Source organism: Haloflavibacter putidus (assembly GCF_006546625.1).
Classification (GTDB): Bacteria; Bacteroidota; Bacteroidia; order Flavobacteriales; family Flavobacteriaceae; genus Mesonia; species Mesonia putida.
On sequence record NZ_VIAR01000009.1, the window covers coordinates 69993 to 87662 of the forward strand.

Here is a 17670-nt window from a genome sequence, read left to right on the forward strand (position 1 = left end):
AAAATTCCATTTAATGAAAAAAATCATACTATTCAGTTTTTTGTTACTTACCCTGATTTTTATCGCTTGTAAAACAGACACAAATTCTTCTACGGCAGAAACCGAAGAAGGCATTTCTAAAGAATGGCCTTATTTTGCGCAAGAAGATAAAATAAGAAACTATTTAACCGTAGATGAAATTCCCGAAGACTTTCCAAAACACTACGAAAACGAAAATTATGAAGAGTATTTTACTCGTTGCGCAGAATGGGCAAAAAATAATCTGGAAAAAATAAAGCCAGAATTTAAAGATAAAGTAACCAATTATCAAGGCAATAAAAAATGAAACCACTCTACCAGCCCGATAAGAAACTTATCTATTTGATACTGTTTATATTGCCGTTTCTTTTATATTGGAACGCTATTAATAATGAGTACGCGATAGATGATAATATCGTGGTAGAAAAGGTAGAAAAAGTGGCAAAAGGAATAGCCGGCATTCCAGAAATTTTTACTTCGCATTACAGCATAGACCAGAAACAGTCTTATGGTTACCGGCCTTTGGTGCAAACTACATTTGCTATAGAGAAAGAGTTTTTTAGCGGTTTACCCGAAAAGCAAAGTCTAGAAGAAAAACAAACAAACGATAAACTTACCCAAGCTAACATAAGTCATTTTATAAACTTAATAATATATGCCCTTACGGGGATTTTATTGTTTTATTTTTTAACCCAGGTTTTCCCCAAAAAAAACATTCTGTTGCCGGCTCTGGCAAGCATCATTTTTTTGCTGTTGCCTATTCATACAGAGCCCGTAAACAATATTAAAAGTCGGGATGAGCTTTTGTTACTGTTCTTTATTTTAGGAGCTTTAACCATGGCAGTAAAATATGTAAGACAGTCTAACTGGCTTTATATTGTTGCAATGTTACTTTTTAGTCTTGGTGCAATCTTCTCTAAAGAATCTGCTTTAGCCTTGCTAGGCTTGGTGCCGGTTGTGGTATATTTTGTAAAAGCAAACAAGAAAACTTTGCTCGTGCTTAGCGGAACTGTATTAGCTTTATTTATTGGTTTTTGGCTGATTAAAAATAATTTTTTAATAGAAACTAGCGTTCGCGATTTAAAATATTTCGAAAACCCTTTATTTATAGAAAGCAGTTGGTCTGCGAGACTTGCAACAGGATTTTATTCGGCGTTTTATTATTTAAAGCTGTTGCTTTATCCTTCAGAATTTTCTTTTTACTATGGCTTTTCTAAAATTCCGCTTATAAATTGGAGCTTTTATGAAGTATGGTTGGGCTTGCTTATTTTTATACCCTTAGGACTTTACGGATTTAAAAAATGGTTGCAAAGAGATGCCTTAGGCTTAGGAATTGCTTTATGGCTTGGACCAATGCTTGGTGTTATCAATGTTTTTTATCCTGCCGTTGGGGTTATAGCAGACCGTTTTACGTATCTTTTTTCGGTGGGGTTTGCGCTGGTTATCGCCGTTGTCTTGTTGCGTTTGTTTAATGTAGAAAATAAAGAATATCCCAAGAAAAAAACTTGGTTACCAAAAGCTTTGGTATTGATGGTAGTTGGGGTAGGCTTAGTTTATTCCGTAAAGATAATAGACCGCAACCAAGATTGGGAGAATTATTTGGTGCTGTATAGAACCGATATTCTGCATTTACAAAATTCCGCGAAAGCAAATGTTATGCTCGCAGGAAGGTTGTATCCCTTAATTGCTTTAGAAACCAATAAATACAAGCAAAAACAATTATTAAAAGAAACGATTATTGCTTACAAAAATGCGTTAAGGGTTTATCCAGATTATGGGGCCGCCAATAATAATTTAGCCAGTTTATACATTAAATACCAAAGCAATTATGAGGCAGCTTTACCATTATTGCTAAAAATTGAAGATTACGGAGGTGCAATTTCCAGTTTTAATATTGCTGTAACATATTATAATACAGGAGAATACGAAAATGCGGTGGCATATCTTAAAAAGGTAATTAGGGAGGATCCTAAAAAGGAAACTGCATTCAATTATTTGTATGAGATGTATAATCGCGAAATTCAAAAAGACCAAATAGAAAACGCATTGCAAGATTTAAAAGATGAGTTTAAAAACACCAAACCTGGGTTTTATATTAACCTAGGGAAGTTATATTACCGTGCAAAGGAATACGATATAGCTTTAAGAAACTACAAAACAGCACTAGAAATAATGCCGGAAAACAATAGATTGCAAACTTTTGTAGACCAATTAGAAATGCGAATTTTAAACAATAATTTACCCGATTAGGAAGAAGTTTTCTCTTGGATAATTTTCTTGCTTTCTTGCCAAAACTTAAAATTGGGCATAATAAATTTCCGTATTATTTTTACGCGAACCCGCAACGGAATTTTTTGAAATACTTTAATAAAAGGCACATAAGCTAGCCCTAAAAACAAACCTTTAAAATCTATTGGTGGATTTATTTTTTGGAATGTTTTTTCGTAACCAAATTTCTTTCCAAATTTTCCGGCATATCGCTCACAAATCGCTATTTCTTCTTTGCTCAATTCTTCTTTCCAAGAGCTAACAGCGTTTGTATTAAGCGCTTTTTGTAGGCTTTTGTGATGTTCTGGTATAAATTGTTGTTGGTGGTTATGGTTTATGGTCAGGTTTTCCAAAAATTCAATACCCAAAAAAGCACTTATTTCTTTTAATTTTTTTGAAGGTATGCTAACCAAATCTTCGTACCTAACTAAACATACATTTGCAGGATTTTTTTTATAAATTTTATAAATTTCTTGGTTATATTTTTTCCAACGTATGCTTAAAGAAGTGCAATTTTTTTGCTCAAAATTTACTTTTAGCATAGAGTTTACCTGCGCCCGATAATCTCTTACCAACCATATGAATTTTGCCTCCGGAAAGTTTTTTTGTAGCTGTCTCGCAAAAACACTGTGCGTAGGATTTTTGTCGCCTACGCAAGCAGAATTTTTGTTGGTTTTGGCTTGCAATACAATTTTACAAAAGCTCGTAAAATCTGGTTTCAATGCTTTTTTTAAGGAAGCAAGTAAGTCTTCTTTATCTACTTTCCATAAGTTAAAATAAGGCTCTTTATACAGGTCTTCAATAAATTCTTTGGCAGAAATAGTTTTTTTACCGGCATATTTGTTGGCCAGAAAACTTATAAAAGGCGATTCTGGCGGGACAAAAACCTCGGGATGGTTATTGAGTAAATTGCAAAGCAAAGTAGTGCCCGAGCGCTCTCTTCCTAAAATAAAAAATAATTGCTGTTGTGGCATATTGCAAGATACAATTATAAAAGCATTCCTTAATAAAGCTAGCTTGTTAAAAGCTTTACGGAACAAAATTATATAGTATTTTTGTGCTATGGCAAATTTAAGTAAACAAGAGTTACACAATCTCGCAATGAATATTGTAGGAAAAGACCTGGAAGACAAAGGTTACGAATTTCTTGGTGTAAACAGTGCTTTTAAAAAAGATCCGCAATTTGTAGCGCTAAAAGACAAAAAATTGCATTTTGTAATCGTACGTGCTATTACGTATCCCGACAATCCGACGGATTACGATGTTATTTTTATGGAAAGTATTAAAACACACGCCGAAAAATTTAATGCCAAAACTTTTTATGCCGGTGTTGGTATTGCAAATTCAACAGATTATGAAAAACCGGTAAGTAAAGAAGAAGATTACGTGATTAATTATAAAGGTTTTAAACAAATTTAATAAAATGCGTTACCTACTTTATACTCTAGGATTTTTTCTGTTAATAGGCTGCGATAAAGAGCCCGAAGCTACTTATATAGAAGGTAATGCGCTCGGCACTACCTATCATATAATCGCGTACGACAAGCAAAGCATTCGGGATTTTACTAAAAGAGTAGACTCTGTTTTTAATGCGGTAAATCAATCTATTAGCACTTACGTGGAAAGTTCAGGCATTAGCAAAATTAACCGTGGCGATACCAGCGTGGTGATAGATAAAATGTTTAGGGATAATCTTAAATTTTCGAAAGAAATTCATAGTAAAACTAAAGGTTATTTTGATCCTACTGTAGGAAATATTGTAAACCTTTACGGATTTGGAGCAGAGAAGCTTACAAAAGAAATAGATAGTAGTGTAGTGGATTCTATGATGCAATATGTTGGAATTGAAAAAGTTACACTCGAGGATAATCGCATAAAAAAAGAAATTCCAAATATTTATTTAGAATTTAATGCCATAGGAAAGGGCTATGCGGTAGATAAAGTGGCTGCTTTTTTAAAAGCACAAAATATAGAAAATTTTCTAGTAGAAGTAGGAGGGGAGATCTATGCACAAGGCAAAAATATGGCTTCCAATAAAAAATGGCGTGTTGGTATTGATAATCCCTTGCAAAAAGATGATAAGCGAGAGATAAGTTCTGTTATTGCTTTGCAAAATAAAGCTATGGCAACTTCCGGTAATTACAGAAAATTTAGAATAGATTCTGTAACCGGTCAAAAATATGTGCATACCATAAATCCGAAAACGGGTTTCCCTAACAAAACAAAGATTTTAAGTGCAACGGTAATAGCTCAAAATTGTGCTTTAGCAGATGGTTATGCAACAGCTTTTATGGCTATGGGTTTAGCCGAAGCTAAACAAATTATAAAAGATATAAACGCTATAGAAGTTTTGCTTATTTATGATGACAACGGCGAATTAAAAAACTTTTCTACCAAAGGTTTTGAAACTTTAAGTGTAGATTAAGAAGGTTTATAACAAACCGGTAAAATTTCATCTTTAGCCAAACGATAGCGGTCTACTTCTTTAGGCGAGAGTTGCTGTGTATAGTCTACTTCATCTACTTTAAAGCCAATTTTCCGTAATTTATCAAAATAATCTCTACCATAAATGCGTACGTGATCATATTGTCCAAAAATTTCAGCGCGCTCTTTTTTATCAGTAATACTATTATCCTCAAAAGTTTTGTCGCGTTCTAAATCTTGTGGAATTTGCAAAATTGCCATTCCGCCGGGTTTTAGAACTCTGAAAATTTCTCGCATAGCTTTAGTATCGTCCGAGATATGTTCTAAAACGTGGTTACAAAAAATAACGTCAAAATTATTACTTTCAAAAGGTAAATTACAGATATCTGCTTTCACATCGGCTAATGGCGAATTTAAATCTGTTGTGGTATAATCCAGATTCTTCATTTTCTTAAAGCGTTTGTAGAAAGCTTGTTCGGGAGCAAAATGAAGCATTTTAGCTTTTTTACTGAAGAAGTTGGTTTCCTTTGTCAGATAAAGCCATAAAAGTCTATGCCTTTCCAAAGATAGGGTAGAAGGAGAAAGCACATTGTCGCGCTGTTCTCCATACCCATAAGGTAAAAACTTAGAAAAGCTTTTGTTGTCTATCGGATCGGTATAAGTGTTTCCTTTTAAACTTTGGGCTAAAATGGGCTTAACCACATAGCTTAGTTTAATTAACAAAGGCCTGGGCAAGGTATTTAAAACCTTTTTAAATACCTTTTTTATCATACCTTTAAGTCGCCCCAGTTTTCACCGGTTTTAATGCGGTGCAATTGCATTTCAGAAACGCCAAATTGTTTTGCCAACACTTTTAATCGTGTTCTGCGGTTAGGGTCTAGCAGTTTACGTTTTAAGATAGTAGCTTCAGCAAAGCTTAATTTGGTATACGTTCGCTTTTTGCTTTTTCTTTTGGCAATAACTTTCGGGTTTTTGTCTTGGTGTTTTTCCCATTGCTTTCGGCTAACCCAAGCTAAATTTTGAAGGTTATTGTCTGTTTTCTCGTGGTTTTTGTGAATCACAAAAAGACCATCTTCCGGCTTTTCAAAAAAAGCTAGTGCCATAAGTTTATGCACGTAAAAGTTTTGTCTTTTTCCGGACTTTAAGCGCGTGTTAATTACTTTGTAGCCGTTAATATGGCTTCCTTTTAAGATAACGCCCTTTTTGTTGCGTACAAAGTTCATAACTCTTCCTTTGCTGGAAAGTGCTATCTCATAGCCTTTTTCCCAGTCGTCTTCAAAATAATAACGCCATTCTTCTACAAGATTGTTGTTGAGGTAAAACGACTCATTCTTTTCTAAATTCATGTTCTTCTTCGCTTTTAACTCCCAATGATTCATAAATATAATCAAAGGTGGATAGCAATTGGGGAATACCATCTACCAATGCAACATCGTGTTCAAAATGAGCGCTGGGTTTTCCATCTGCAGTTAGAATAGTCCAGCCGTCACGAAGTTGTTTTATTCGTTTTGTTCCTTGGTTTATCATTGGCTCTATGGCCACAACCATACCTTCTTTAAATTTTTTTCCGCTACCGCGTTTACCATAATTTGGCATTTCTGGGTCTTCATGCATTTTTGTACCAATGCCATGCCCAACCAATTCTCGTACAACACCATAGCCATTATCTTCGGCATGTTTTTGTATAGCGTAACCAACATCGCCTACGCGATTGCCTAATTTAAATTGGCGAATACCTTCATAGAGTGCTTCTTTGGTAACTTTTAAAAGTTCTTTTATATCTTCTTTTACTTCACCAACTTCAAAGGTATAAGCGTGATCACCATAATAACCGTTTTTTACCGCGCCGCAATCAATAGAAATTATATCACCTTCTTGCAAAGGTTCGTCGTTTGGTATGCCGTGCACCACTTGAGCGTTTGGACTCATGCAAAGACTGTTAGGAAAATCGTACAAGCCTAAAAAACCGGGTACTGCGCCTTGTTCTCTAATAAACTCTTCTGCTAGTTTATCTAATTGCAAGGTGGTAACGCCTGGTTTAACTTCGCTAGCAAGCATACCTAACGTTTTTGATACAATTAAAGCGCTCTCGCGCATAAGTTCTATTTCTTCCTTAGTCTTGGTTATTATCATTTAAAATATTTTTTAAAAAAGAAAACATTCCTTTTTTATTCTTTTTCACTTTTGGTTTTTCTGGTTTGGAGTGGGTTAGTTTATGGAAAATTTCTCCCCACCCGGGAAAACCGCCAACATTTCTGTCGTCTATAAAAATATCAGCATTTATTTTTCTACTTGTTTTTATATCGTATTCTTCTTCTGGAAAACTCTGGTTTACCGCATAAAATTGAATCCCGTGGCTTTCACAAAATTTAACGGCTTCTTCTAAATGTTTCCCACTTCTATACGTCCATAATATTAAGCGATGGCCTTCGCTTTGCAATTTTTTCAAAGTTTCAAAAGCAAACATCATTGGCTCTCCTATTTTGGGGTATTTATTTTTTACAATAGTACCATCAAAATCTACTGCTATAATAAGCGACTTATTAGAAATCATAATAATAAATTACCTATCAAATTACTCAGCATAAACATTTTTATAATCTTGCCCAGTAATAATTTTTAAAATATCAGTCTCTAAAGTTTCCTGCGGAAACTCTACAATTCTGTTTACCTCTTTACCATTTTTGTCAAAAAACAATATACTGGGCACAAACTGAATATTCAAACCTTTTTCGTAATTAGCCGCGGTGGTTTTATATTCATCCATCGTGTAAACTTCTAGGTTTTCTAAATCATAATTTGCCAGCTCTAATATTTTATATAAATGCGGTATTTCTCGTTGGCTATCGGAACACCAAGTGCCCATAAAAACTTTGATGTTATATTTGTTTATGTGTTCAGCAATTTTATTTATGGTCGCTTTTGAAGGTTTAAAAGCCGTATATGCTGGTGAAAACCAACTATAGTAATGATTTTTAAAATCTTCTTGATGTAAGATGCCGGTGTATGTCTCATCTCCCGGTTTTTCATTTGTTTGCTGTTGTGCAGCAGCTTGAAAACCTATCAGCATAACGAGACTAATACTATATAAATAAATTAATTTCCTCATTTAATTAAAGAATTTTGTGTCATAAGTTCGGGCTTTTCTATACCCATTAAATCTAGGATGGTTGGAGCAATATCTCCCAAAATGCCATTGCTTATAGTTGGTCGTTCTTTATCTATCAAAATTACAGGAACTGGATTGGTAGTATGCGCCGTATTTGGACTACCATCTTCATTAAGCATTTTTTCACTATTACCGTGGTCTGCCAAAATTAAAATACTGTAGTTTTCTTGGGCAGCTTCTACTATTTGTTTTACGCAAGAATCTACGGTTTCACAGGCTTTTATGGCGGCATCAAAATCTCCCGTATGGCCAACCATATCTGGATTAGCATAATTTATACAGAAAAAATCTGTTTTGGCATTTTCAATTTCCGGAAGTAACTTGTCAGTTAATTCGTTGGCGCTCATTTCGGGTTGTAAATCATAGGTAGCTACCTTGGGCGAATGCACCAGAATACGATGCTCGCCTGTAAAAGGTTTTTCTCTTCCGCCGGAAAAGAAAAAAGTAACGTGTGGGTATTTTTCTGTTTCTGCTGCTCTAATTTGTGTTTTTCCCATATACGATAATGTTTCTCCCAAGGTTGCTTTTAAATTGTCTTTTTTAAACACAACGTTTATGTTGGTAAAACTTTGATCGTAAGTGGTCATCGTTACATAATATAACTTTAGCTTTTTCATTTTTAATTCTTCAAAATCTTCCTGCGAAAGAGCCTGCGTTAGCTGCCTGCCACGATCTGTTCTAAAGTTAAAGAAAACCACCACATCGCCTTCTTGCAAAGTAGCGGTAGGTTCGTCTTTATTATTGGTAATAACGATAGGTTTTATAAACTCATCGGTAATATTGTTTTTATAACTGTTTTCTATAGCTTGTACCGGGTCGTTATTTTTGGCGCCTTTAGCATGTACAATTAAATCGTAAGCTTTTTTAGTGCGTTCCCAACGTTTGTCTCTATCCATTGCATAATATCTACCGATAATGGAGGCTAATTTGGTATTGGTTTTAGGAAGTTCTTCTTGCATTTCTTTTATAAAACCCAAACCAGATTCGGGGTCTACATCGCGACCGTCTGTAAAAGCATGCACGTATTTTTGTTTTACGCCAAGTTTTTCTGCAGCATCTAAAAGGCCATACAAATGTTTGACGTGCGAATGTACTCCGCCATCGCTTGCCAATCCCATAAAATGCACGGGTTTGTCGTTTTGCACTGCATAGTCAAAAGCTTGTTTTAAAGCTGGTTCTTCCTGCAAACTATTGTTTTCTACTGCTTGCGATATTTTTGCTAGATCCTGGTATACAATTCTTCCGGCACCTAAATTCATATGGCCAACTTCACTATTGCCCATTTGCCCGTCAGGCAGACCAACATTTTGGCCATCTGTACGCAAGCTAGCATTGGGGTACTTTTGTAATAAGGAATCTATAAACGGAGTTTTTGCTTTATCTACTGCCGAAACTTCCGGATTTTGTGCAATTCCCCATCCGTCCAAGATAAGGAGAACAACTTTTTTAGACATAGTATTGCTTTGGAGTAAAATTACTATTTTTTAGCAGTGCTAAAATATAATTTTCTTCTAAAATCTAAATAACTTTAACCTATATTTAAGGTATTAAACGAGGATGTATCCCTAAGAGATAATCTTGATTGTATCTATTAAGAAATGTTGAGGTTAAATTAGAATTTCCTTTTATGTTTTCATTTTGGAGATATTTTGCTAAGTCTATTTCTAAGAATTTCTGTAAATAATTTATAGAAAGTTCTTTATAGCTATAATGCCAAGGCTCGTAATGAAATCCAGTTCTTTTAGGGTTATTGGTATATACTAGATTAAACCCATAATTAGCCGCGTTTTTAGCCATCCATTTCTGTAAGGGACAAAACACTCCGTTTCGTGTATAATGTTTTGGATGCAGAACATTTTTTGGTAATTCTACTGCTGTATCAATCAAATCTATTTCTGTGCCCCAATGGTGGCGTGAAGTTCCTGGAATGGTAGAATAACGCATAATTTGTTCTATGCATTGTTGTGCAGACAAACCTTTTTTACTGTAAGTTTTATATTTTTTGTTCCAGATATGTTGTTGGGTTTTAAAACTTCGGTAACCCGAAACTATATAGAGGTTAATACCTTCGCGAGAAGCATCTATTTGCATATCTTTAAATGCTTCGTTTGCTTCCTTGCGCAGAGCATAATCTTTTCCGTAAAGCTGTGGTTTGCCTTTACCCAATAATTCTTGGGTTGAAATTTCTGTACTAAAATCTAAATTTATAGGAAAAGGTGCCAAAGCTGCCATAGAAGCAATCGAACTTATTTTTAGAAAATGCTTTCTATTCATATTTTTGGAACATTAAAATATGTAAACCTACGCCAGGAATTTCGAATTCTTCTCCTTGCGGAAGAAAACCTTGTTTTTTATAAAACCCAACTGCTTTTAAACGGGCGTTAAACCATACAAGATTTCTTGATGGAAGTTTTTTCAAGCTTTCGTTTAATAATTTTTTACCGAAAGATTTTCCGTGATATTCTGGTAAAACCGCCATTCCGCGTAAGCGATATTGTTTTTCTTCTTGAAATTCTGGATGCCTTTCTTTAAAATAACTGGCTATTGCAATTTCAAGATTGTCTTTTAATAACATAAAATGATGACTGGAAGCAAGTGGGTCTGGTTCAAAAACACACGCACTTAACGGTTTGCCTGGTCGTAACACCTCTTGTCTAATGGGCAAAACCGTTTCTGCCAAAACTTCTTGTACTTGCAGCATTTTTTTACACTTGAACTTTTTTATATTCTTTATTTTGATCAAATTTCACTTCTGCAAACGGGCAGAGCGGATCTATTTTATAGTTGTTTTCTTTGGCGTAAATCACCGCCTGCTCCAATAATCTGGAGGCCAAACCTTGGCCTTCTAAGTGTCTTTTGGTTTGGGTGTCGTCAATTACCAAAACCTTGTTGTCCAATTTTCTATAACTCAACTCAGATAAAACGCCTGTTGTATCTTCTATAAAAAATGTTCCGTTAGTAAGATTTTCTTTATGTTTAATTGTATATTCCATTACTGTAGCTTTTACATTGGCAACTTAAAAATAATTTATATTTTACTGAAATAAAAGTCTTTTTTGGGCTTTTTACAATTCCGTAAAGAACCAGAAAATTACTTTTTTTACAAACGATTTTTCTTGCGTTTTAGTGTACAGTTTAAAGCTAAAAAAGTAGAAGACTTTACTTTAGAAAATAGATAAGCCTGTAAAAGTGGTGAGTTCTTCTAAAGCGCGCATGCCTTTTGCCGAGTTGCCGTTAGCATTAAGTAACGGGCTCCAAACTGCTACGGCATATTCTTTGGGATGAACGGCCACAATACCACCTCCAACGCCACTTTTACCCGGTAAACCAACCCGAAAGCTAAACTCGCCAGCTTCATCATAAAATCCGCAGGTTTGCATAATAGCGTTGATGCGTTTTACATTAATACGCTCTAAAATCTGCTCACCGGTTTCTATAATTTGACCTTGATTAGCAAATATTATAAAGGCACGCGAAAGTTGCTCACAAGACATGCGAATGGAGCATTGGTAAAAATAGAAATCTAAAATCTCTTCTACAGAGTTATTAATATTACCTAAAGATTTCATGTAATTTACCAATGCAGCATTACGATAACCATGATTTTTTTCGCTCTCTAGTACATTTTCGTCAAAATCTATGCGATTGTCATTTGTAATGCGCCGTACAAATTCTAAGAGTTCTTTTTTTGGGTTGCGCAAATGGGTAATTAAGATATCTGCTACCACTAGCGCGCCAGCATTAATAAACGGATTTCTAGGGATGCCATCTTCGGCATCTAACTGCATAAGTGAGTTAAACGGGCTTCCCGATGGTTCTACATCTACACGTTCCCAAACTTTTTTTCCATAAATCGTTGCCATTGCTAAAGTAAAAACCTTAGAAATACTCTGTATGGAAAATGGTTCGTGACTATCGCCAATGGAAAAATGCTTACCACTTATTCCATGAATATTCATTCCAAATTTATCTGGCGAAACATTTTTTAACTCCGGTATATAATCCGGTACTTTGCCTTCGCTTTCAAAATTTTTTAATTCTTTTTCAATTATGTTTAGTATGGCTTGGTAATCGTGCATTTTAACGTAAATTTTTTAAGGAAGCTCCCGGCTCCATTTCATAAGGTTCTTGTGAGGTGCGAAATATACGCGCGCTTAAATCTCCTTTTAAGATAATATTGTTTTTAGAAACTTGCAACCAGCTGCCTTCGCGTAAACCAACTACGGCGGTTTGGTTATAGGTATGAAATTCTTCTATACGTGTTTGGCGGGTTTCTCCTTTATGTTTGGAAGTAGGGTCGGGGTCTAAATAATGCGGATTGATATTAAAATCTAAAATACCTAAAGTTTCAAAACCGGGAGGGTAAACTATTGGCATGTCGTTGGTGGTATGCATTGTTTTGCCGCAAATATTACTGCCGGCACTGGTTCCTAAATAAGCCACATCATCTTTTATGCGATTGTGTAAAACGTGCAATAAATCGTTTTTGTAAAGTTGGTTTACCAAAACAAACGTATTGCCACCGCCGGTAAAAATAGCTTTTGCGTTTTTAATAGCTTCTTTATAATTTTCTGTTTGGTGCAGACCAACTACTTCTTTATTTAAAAAAGCCAATCCTTCGCGTGCTTTTTGGGTGTATACTTCGTGGGTTATTCCGCCGGGACGGGCAAAAGGAATAAAAAGTATTTGCTGGGCATCTCTAAAAAGCTCTTTTAAAGGCGCTTGTAAATATTCTAAATAATCGCTTCCGTAAACGGTAGAAGTACTTGCAATAATACAATTCATTTCTCTAATTGTTTTTTGTAAATTTATTGTAAAACTCGTCCTTAACAAAAGTTTAGACGGGTTTTAGGTTTTTTATAAGATAACTTATTGTTACCTTAACTAAAAATTAAACCATGAAAAAACAATTACCAATTTTACTCGGTATTATAGCTTTCTTAAATGTCTTTTTTATTGTTGCGCAAGAGCGCGAGCTGATTAAAGGGCAAATAAATGTGCCGGAAGATATAGAAGTTTCCGGTATTAGCATCTATAACATGAACAGTCTAGAAGGTACGATTACAGGCAATAAAGGGGAGTTTATGCTGCCGGTAAAACTAAACGACAAACTTTCTTTTTCTTCACCACAATACCAAGATTTTCAGGTAATTGTAGATAAAGGCGTTATGCAAACCAAAAAGATAAATATAACTATAAGCGAGGCTATTACAGAGTTAGAAGAAGTTGTGGTGCGGCCGTATAATTTGTCTGGAGATGTTGAGGTAGATTTAAAACGCATTAAAACCAAAGAAGCAAACTTGGCAGAATTTAACTCGGCAGATGTGGTAGCCGGTTACGAACATACTTTTAGGCCAGATGAGCAAAGTAAAGTAGAAAATATAGCGATGGATAAAAGCTATCTTACGCACGGAATAAATTTCGCCAATATTTTTAAAGTAATTTTTAAGTCTTACAAAAAGAGCGATGATTCTCTTAAAAATAAAATTAGCGAAGAAAAAGTACGCGAGATGGCAAACGATACTTTTTTTAAGGAAAGATTGGGGATAGAACCCGAAAACATAAACGCTTTTCTTTATTATGCAGAAAGTAATGGTTTAGATAATGAAATGATAGAAAATTCTAACAACTTAGATTTAATACAGTTTTTAATTGAGCAAAGTAAAAGTTTTAAAGCGCAACAAGACAATTAATTTACAGTCTTTACGGAAAAACACGCTCTTTATATGAGGCACTTTTACTGTATTTTTATTTTACTGTTTACCGGTTTTTCTGTTTGGTCGCAAAATAATTTTAAAGGTTATATCATAGCAGATTCCATTGCTTATACCCAAGTAAATATTGTAAACCTTAACCAAAAAACCGGCGTGGTAAATAATAAGAAAGGCAAATTTTCTATTCAGGCACGGGCTGGCGATAGTTTAGTTTTTTCTTCCGTACAGTACGAAGCGCACGCCATTAAAGTGCAGCCCAACCAACTTAACAAAACAAACTACATTTATTTATATCCGCTTGTAAATAAATTAGAAGAAGTGCAACTTAGCAATATTCAGCTTTCGGGAGATTTGACTCAAGATGCAAAGAAAATAGACACCTACGTTTTTGATCCCACAAAATTTGGTTTACCAGTTAATACAGGAAAAGTAAGAACAATAGAAGAAAAACGCTTGTATACCGCCCAAACCGGCGGTGCAATTGGGGTTTTGATAGATGTGATAAGTGGCAGAATGAAAATGTTAGAACGCCAGGTAGAATATCAAAAATTAGAAAATTTAATCCGTAAAGCCAGGCAGAAATTAGGCGATAATTTCTTTACCGAAAGTTTAGCGGTGAAGCCCGAAAAGATAGATGATTTTTTATACTTTCTAGAAAAAACAGATGCTACATTTGCGCATAAAACCAAAAATTTGAATAATTTAGAGTGGATAGAATATTTAAAAAGTAAGCTTACAGCTTTTCATAACTTTACTGAATAATACGGCTTTTCTTTTTATTGAATATTTTTTCGTAAAAAACCAAAGATTAAACCTTTTTAATAATACCTTGTCAAATAAATAGCACAAAAATCAGTTTTTAACTATGCTTCAAAAATCCTTTGTATTTTCTATGGTTTTGCCTTTAATGGCATTTATGGGGGTACATAAATTTTACCTTAGCGTAACCGAAATAGAATACATAAAAGAGCAAAAAACGCTTCAAGTTATCACGCGTTTATTTGCAGACGATTTTGAAGATGTATTGCAAGCACGATATGACCAATCTGTTAGATTAGGAAAAAATGTAGAAACAACAGAAGTAGATAAATTTATTGTGCGTTACTTTTCTGATAAGTTACAAATTCGTCTTTCCGACGAAAGTCTGCATTTAAATTTTATTGGAAGACGCTATGAAGACGATTTAATAATTTGTTATTTTGAAATTGAAGAAGTGCCAAATTTCAAGAAACTAAGCATTACCAACGATTTACTAATAGAGCTTTTTCCTGATCAAAAAAACTTAGTGCACTTTACGAAAGATAAAGAAACCGAAAGCTTAATGCTTTTAAAAGACCGGACTTCCGGTACTATACACTTTTAATTTATACAAGATAATTTAAAAACAACCACCCGATGAAGATTAGACATATTTTTTTAAGCTTTTTTTTAATTGCTTTTAGTGTGAGCCTTTCCGCACAAGAAGAACAGGAGCAAAAATCGCAAAAGGAAGAGCGTCAAGAAGGTCATACAAATCAAAATAAATTTAGGCAACTGTACCAAGAATTTGCTACACCAAATCAATACAGAACTGCCTCTGGTGCACCCGGTCCTGCTTATTATCAAAATACGGCAGATTATGAAATGGACATTATTTTAGACGATGAAAACCAGAAAATTTATGGCGAAGAAACCATTACCTATACCAATAATTCGCCAGAAGAGTTAACCTATTTATGGGTACAATTAGACCAAAATGTACGTGCAAAAGATAGCAAATCTCCGTTACGGAATGGCGACGGCATGCAACCGGTAAACCGCACGGGAAGTATCATTTCTAAATATGTAGAAGAGCCTTTTGATGGCGGTTTTAAAATACAGGAAGTAAAAAGAGATGGGAAAGATTTGCCTTATAAAATAAACCAGACTATGATGCGCGTAGATTTGGCAGAACCTTTAGAAAGTGGCGATAGTTATGAGTTTTCTATAAAATGGTGGTATAATATAAACGATCACGTAGTAAATCGGGGTCGCTCGGGTTATGAATATTTTAAGGAAAACGACAATTACAGTTATGTAATTGCGCAGTTTTTTCCTAGAATGGCGGTTTATAACGACGTAGAAGGTTGGCAAAACTATCAATTTTGGGGAAGCGGTGAGTTTGCCCTTCCGTTTGGTAACTATAAAGTAAATATTACGGTACCGGCAGATCATATTTTAGACGGGACCGGAAAACTGCAAAACAGGAAAAAAGTTTTCAGTAAAAAAATGTTGCAACGCTATGAAAGAGCACAAAAAAATTATGACAAACCAACTTTTCTAGTTACCGAAGAGGAAGCGATAAAAAACGAGAAATCCAAATCTAAAAAAACCAAAACTTGGGAGTTTGAGGCTAATATGGTTCGTGATTTTGCCTTTACTAGCTCTAGAAAATATATTTGGGAAATGCAGCCGGTAAAAATGGGCGATCGCGATATAATGGCAGTTTCTATTTATTCTAAAGAAGGCAATCCGTTATGGGAAGAATATTCTACCAAAGCAGTTGTTGCTACTTTAGAAAATTACAGCAAGCATACTTTTGATTATCCTTACCATAAAGCAATATCTGTACACGCCAAAAATCAAGGTATGGAATATCCTATGATTTGTTGGAATTACGGTAGACCAAATCCTGATGGCTCGTATAGCGAACGTACTAAATTTGGAATGATAAGTGTAATTATTCACGAGATTGGGCATAACTATTTCCCAATGATTGTAAACAGTGATGAACGCCAATGGGGCTGGATGGACGAAGGTTTAAATACCTTTATGCAATATCTAACAGAACAGAAATTTGGCGAAAAACATCCCGAAGCTATCGCGCCATTAGATAAATATCCGTCTCGTCGTGGCGAACCCAGCAAAATTACCAGCTATATGAAAGGCGAACAAGATTTTATTGCGCCTATTATGAGCAATCCCGAGCAAGTACACCAATTGGGTAACAATGCTTATGGTAAACCCGCTACCGCTTTAAATATATTGCGCGAGACCGTAATGGGAGAAGAGTTGTTTGATTATGCTTTTAAAACCTTTTCCAGACGTTGGATGTTTAAACACCCAACACCCGAAGACTTCTTCAGAACTATGGAAGACGCTTCTGCAGTAGATTTAGATTGGTATTGGAGGGGTTGGTTTTATACTACAGATTATGTAGACATAGGTGTAGAAAACGTGAAAAGCTATTTTCTTACGGATAAGCCTACCCAAAAAGGTAAAGAAATGTTAGCAGGTTATGGTATTTCAGATCCTAGTAAATTAGATGCTATTTATGTTGTAGAAGAAGATAGCGAAGAGTTTAACGCAACAATGAAAAAACAATCAGCACTTGAAAACGCTCCAACTTTAAAAGAGTATATGCTCGATAATTTTACGCCGCAAGAGCGCAGAAATATGGAAGTGCCAAAGCATTTCTATCAAATAACTTTTACCAAACCGGGTGGTTTGGTAATGCCGCTTATTGTAAAATATGAATATAAAGATGGCAGCTCTGAGCAAATTACCTATCCCGCTCAAATTTGGCGAAAAAACGACCAAAAAGTTAGTCGGGTTTTGGCAACAGATAAAGAACTAAAAAGCGTGGTTGTAGATCCAAATATGGAAACTGCAGATATAGATGTTAGTAATAATTCTTGGCCTAAAAAAGAACAGGACAGCGAGTTTGAGCGTTTTAAAAAACAACAAAATAAAAATTAAGGTTTAGATTTATTTAAATTTTTAAGCTGACTTTAACAAGTCAGCTTTTTTTATGGTATTTTTGCTATTTATATTTACAATATGATAATGTTACCATTGTTTATTAGCGGCGCAGAAATTGCTTTTATCATTTTTATTTTGGTAATGGTTTTTGGCGCAGATAAAATTCCTGAAATAGCAAAAGGTTTAGGCAAGGGTATGCGCACTATAAAAGATGCTACCAACGACATTAAATCTGAAATTACCAACAGTGCAGAAAAGCATTTGGACGATAGTGGTGGTAAAAACATTCAAAAAGAGATAGAAGAAGTAAAAGACGATATAGAAAATATTACCGGTTCCATCAAGCGCAAGCTTTAA

Annotated in this window: 21 protein-coding genes; 9 read left to right on the top strand and 12 right to left on the bottom strand. The window is 34.9% G+C overall.

What is annotated here, in order from left to right; all coding sequences use genetic code 11:
• Positions 1-13 precede the first annotated feature (13 nt).
• On the top strand, positions 14-325 hold the full coding sequence (locus tag FKR84_RS09590) for a hypothetical protein (protein WP_141422091.1): 312 nt from the start codon (positions 14-16) through the stop codon (positions 323-325).
• Positions 322-2268: a tetratricopeptide repeat protein gene (locus FKR84_RS09595; RefSeq protein ID WP_141422092.1), complete on the top strand. Its 1947-nt coding sequence runs from the start codon at positions 322-324 to the stop codon at positions 2266-2268. Before FKR84_RS09590 ends, FKR84_RS09595 begins: the two co-directional genes overlap by 4 nt.
• Here FKR84_RS09595 and FKR84_RS09600 read toward each other — a convergent pair.
• The gene (locus FKR84_RS09600) at positions 2265-3260 is read right to left on the bottom strand and encodes a sulfotransferase family protein (RefSeq protein WP_141422093.1); all 996 of its coding nucleotides are present in this window, start codon (positions 3258-3260) and stop codon (positions 2265-2267) included. The genes FKR84_RS09595 and FKR84_RS09600 overlap by 4 nt on opposite strands.
• A gap of 88 nt (positions 3261-3348) precedes the next feature.
• Here FKR84_RS09600 and FKR84_RS09605 point away from each other — a divergent pair, with 88 nt between their 5' ends.
• Both FKR84_RS09605 and FKR84_RS09610 read left to right on the top strand, forming a co-directional pair.
• On the top strand, positions 3349-3705 hold the full coding sequence (locus FKR84_RS09605; protein WP_141422094.1) for a Na(+)-translocating NADH-quinone reductase subunit F: 357 nt from the start codon (positions 3349-3351) through the stop codon (positions 3703-3705).
• 4 nt (positions 3706-3709) lie between these two features.
• Positions 3710-4711 carry an FAD:protein FMN transferase gene (locus tag FKR84_RS09610; protein ID WP_233357728.1) on the top strand — a complete coding sequence of 334 codons (1002 nt, stop codon included), beginning with the start codon at positions 3710-3712 and terminating at the stop codon, positions 4709-4711.
• Here FKR84_RS09610 and FKR84_RS09615 read toward each other — a convergent pair.
• The 11 genes from FKR84_RS09615 to pepE form a co-directional block, all read right to left on the bottom strand.
• Positions 4708-5478 carry a class I SAM-dependent methyltransferase gene (locus FKR84_RS09615; protein WP_141422146.1) on the bottom strand — a complete coding sequence of 257 codons (771 nt, stop codon included), beginning with the start codon at positions 5476-5478 and terminating at the stop codon, positions 4708-4710. The two genes, FKR84_RS09610 and FKR84_RS09615, sit on opposite strands and share 4 nt — an antisense overlap.
• Entirely contained in the window at positions 5478-6056 is a 579-nt protein-coding gene (locus FKR84_RS09620) for an HNH endonuclease (RefSeq protein WP_141422096.1), read from the bottom strand. Before FKR84_RS09620 ends, FKR84_RS09615 begins: the two co-directional genes overlap by 1 nt.
• Positions 6037-6843 carry a type I methionyl aminopeptidase gene (gene map / locus FKR84_RS09625; RefSeq protein ID WP_141422097.1) on the bottom strand — a complete coding sequence of 269 codons (807 nt, stop codon included), beginning with the start codon at positions 6841-6843 and terminating at the stop codon, positions 6037-6039. The genes FKR84_RS09620 and map overlap by 20 nt, the downstream gene beginning before the upstream one ends.
• Positions 6824-7264: a BT0820 family HAD-type phosphatase gene (locus tag FKR84_RS09630; protein ID WP_141422098.1), complete on the bottom strand. Its 441-nt coding sequence runs from the start codon at positions 7262-7264 to the stop codon at positions 6824-6826. Before FKR84_RS09630 ends, map begins: the two co-directional genes overlap by 20 nt.
• A gap of 21 nt (positions 7265-7285) precedes the next feature.
• Positions 7286-7819 carry a TlpA family protein disulfide reductase gene (locus FKR84_RS09635; protein WP_141422099.1) on the bottom strand — a complete coding sequence of 178 codons (534 nt, stop codon included), beginning with the start codon at positions 7817-7819 and terminating at the stop codon, positions 7286-7288.
• A complete protein-coding gene (gene gpmI / locus FKR84_RS09640) occupies positions 7816-9333 on the bottom strand; it encodes a 2,3-bisphosphoglycerate-independent phosphoglycerate mutase (RefSeq protein WP_141422100.1) in 1518 nt (505 codons plus the stop codon). The genes FKR84_RS09635 and gpmI overlap by 4 nt, the downstream gene beginning before the upstream one ends.
• An 85-nt stretch (positions 9334-9418) precedes the next feature.
• The gene (locus FKR84_RS09645; RefSeq protein WP_141422101.1) at positions 9419-10153 is read right to left on the bottom strand and encodes a M15 family metallopeptidase; all 735 of its coding nucleotides are present in this window, start codon (positions 10151-10153) and stop codon (positions 9419-9421) included.
• Positions 10146-10580, bottom strand: a complete 435-nt coding sequence (locus FKR84_RS09650; protein WP_141422102.1) for a GNAT family N-acetyltransferase — start codon at positions 10578-10580, stop codon at positions 10146-10148. The genes FKR84_RS09645 and FKR84_RS09650 overlap by 8 nt, the downstream gene beginning before the upstream one ends.
• 4 nt (positions 10581-10584) lie before the next feature.
• A complete protein-coding gene (locus tag FKR84_RS09655; protein ID WP_141422103.1) occupies positions 10585-10872 on the bottom strand; it encodes a GNAT family N-acetyltransferase in 288 nt (95 codons plus the stop codon).
• A gap of 171 nt (positions 10873-11043) precedes the next feature.
• Positions 11044-11958 carry a glutaminase gene (locus FKR84_RS09660; protein WP_141422104.1) on the bottom strand — a complete coding sequence of 305 codons (915 nt, stop codon included), beginning with the start codon at positions 11956-11958 and terminating at the stop codon, positions 11044-11046.
• A 1-nt stretch (position 11959) separates the two neighbouring features.
• A complete protein-coding gene (pepE, locus tag FKR84_RS09665; protein ID WP_141422105.1) occupies positions 11960-12664 on the bottom strand; it encodes a dipeptidase PepE in 705 nt (234 codons plus the stop codon).
• 113 nt (positions 12665-12777) lie between these two features.
• Here pepE and FKR84_RS09670 point away from each other — a divergent pair, with 113 nt between their 5' ends.
• The 5 genes from FKR84_RS09670 to FKR84_RS09690 all read left to right on the top strand — a co-directional run bounded on the left by FKR84_RS09670 (position 12778) and on the right by FKR84_RS09690 (position 17670).
• Positions 12778-13572 carry a carboxypeptidase-like regulatory domain-containing protein gene (locus tag FKR84_RS09670; RefSeq protein WP_141422106.1) on the top strand — a complete coding sequence of 265 codons (795 nt, stop codon included), beginning with the start codon at positions 12778-12780 and terminating at the stop codon, positions 13570-13572.
• 33 nt (positions 13573-13605) lie between these two features.
• Positions 13606-14355, top strand: a complete 750-nt coding sequence (locus FKR84_RS09675) for a peptidase associated/transthyretin-like domain-containing protein (protein ID WP_141422107.1) — start codon at positions 13606-13608, stop codon at positions 14353-14355.
• A gap of 103 nt (positions 14356-14458) precedes the next feature.
• Entirely contained in the window at positions 14459-14956 is a 498-nt protein-coding gene (locus tag FKR84_RS09680) for a DUF6702 family protein (protein ID WP_141422108.1), read from the top strand.
• 32 nt (positions 14957-14988) lie between these two features.
• Entirely contained in the window at positions 14989-17310 is a 2322-nt protein-coding gene (locus FKR84_RS09685; protein ID WP_141422109.1) for a M1 family metallopeptidase, read from the top strand.
• Positions 17311-17391: 81 nt separating this feature from the next.
• Positions 17392-17670 carry a Sec-independent protein translocase subunit TatA/TatB gene (locus tag FKR84_RS09690; RefSeq protein WP_141422110.1) on the top strand — a complete coding sequence of 93 codons (279 nt, stop codon included), beginning with the start codon at positions 17392-17394 and terminating at the stop codon, positions 17668-17670.

Excerpts from the sequence above, each read along its gene's own strand:
- FKR84_RS09690 (WP_141422110.1), top strand. The coding sequence starts at position 17,392 with ATGATAATGTTACCATTGTTTATTAGCGGCGCAGAAATTGCTTTTATC.
- FKR84_RS09650 (WP_141422102.1), bottom strand. The coding sequence starts at position 10,580 with ATGCTGCAAGTACAAGAAGTTTTGGCAGAAACGGTTTTGCCCATTAGA.
- map (WP_141422097.1), bottom strand. The coding sequence starts at position 6,843 with ATGATAATAACCAAGACTAAGGAAGAAATAGAACTTATGCGCGAGAGC.
- FKR84_RS09685 (WP_141422109.1), top strand. The coding sequence starts at position 14,989 with ATGAAGATTAGACATATTTTTTTAAGCTTTTTTTTAATTGCTTTTAGT.
- FKR84_RS09605 (WP_141422094.1), top strand. The coding sequence starts at position 3,349 with ATGGCAAATTTAAGTAAACAAGAGTTACACAATCTCGCAATGAATATT.
- FKR84_RS09600 (WP_141422093.1), bottom strand. The coding sequence starts at position 3,260 with ATGCCACAACAGCAATTATTTTTTATTTTAGGAAGAGAGCGCTCGGGC.
- FKR84_RS09660 (WP_141422104.1), bottom strand. The coding sequence starts at position 11,958 with ATGCACGATTACCAAGCCATACTAAACATAATTGAAAAAGAATTAAAA.
- FKR84_RS09595 (WP_141422092.1), top strand. The coding sequence starts at position 322 with ATGAAACCACTCTACCAGCCCGATAAGAAACTTATCTATTTGATACTG.
- FKR84_RS09645 (WP_141422101.1), bottom strand. The coding sequence starts at position 10,153 with ATGAATAGAAAGCATTTTCTAAAAATAAGTTCGATTGCTTCTATGGCA.
- FKR84_RS09635 (WP_141422099.1), bottom strand. The coding sequence starts at position 7,819 with ATGAGGAAATTAATTTATTTATATAGTATTAGTCTCGTTATGCTGATA.
- FKR84_RS09655 (WP_141422103.1), bottom strand. The coding sequence starts at position 10,872 with ATGGAATATACAATTAAACATAAAGAAAATCTTACTAACGGAACATTT.
- FKR84_RS09590 (WP_141422091.1), top strand. The coding sequence starts at position 14 with ATGAAAAAAATCATACTATTCAGTTTTTTGTTACTTACCCTGATTTTT.
- FKR84_RS09680 (WP_141422108.1), top strand. The coding sequence starts at position 14,459 with ATGCTTCAAAAATCCTTTGTATTTTCTATGGTTTTGCCTTTAATGGCA.
- FKR84_RS09670 (WP_141422106.1), top strand. The coding sequence starts at position 12,778 with ATGAAAAAACAATTACCAATTTTACTCGGTATTATAGCTTTCTTAAAT.
- pepE (WP_141422105.1), bottom strand. The coding sequence starts at position 12,664 with ATGAATTGTATTATTGCAAGTACTTCTACCGTTTACGGAAGCGATTAT.
- FKR84_RS09620 (WP_141422096.1), bottom strand. The coding sequence starts at position 6,056 with ATGAATTTAGAAAAGAATGAGTCGTTTTACCTCAACAACAATCTTGTA.
- FKR84_RS09675 (WP_141422107.1), top strand. The coding sequence starts at position 13,606 with ATGAGGCACTTTTACTGTATTTTTATTTTACTGTTTACCGGTTTTTCT.
- FKR84_RS09610 (WP_233357728.1), top strand. The coding sequence starts at position 3,710 with ATGCGTTACCTACTTTATACTCTAGGATTTTTTCTGTTAATAGGCTGC.
- gpmI (WP_141422100.1), bottom strand. The coding sequence starts at position 9,333 with ATGTCTAAAAAAGTTGTTCTCCTTATCTTGGACGGATGGGGAATTGCA.
- FKR84_RS09630 (WP_141422098.1), bottom strand. The coding sequence starts at position 7,264 with ATGATTTCTAATAAGTCGCTTATTATAGCAGTAGATTTTGATGGTACT.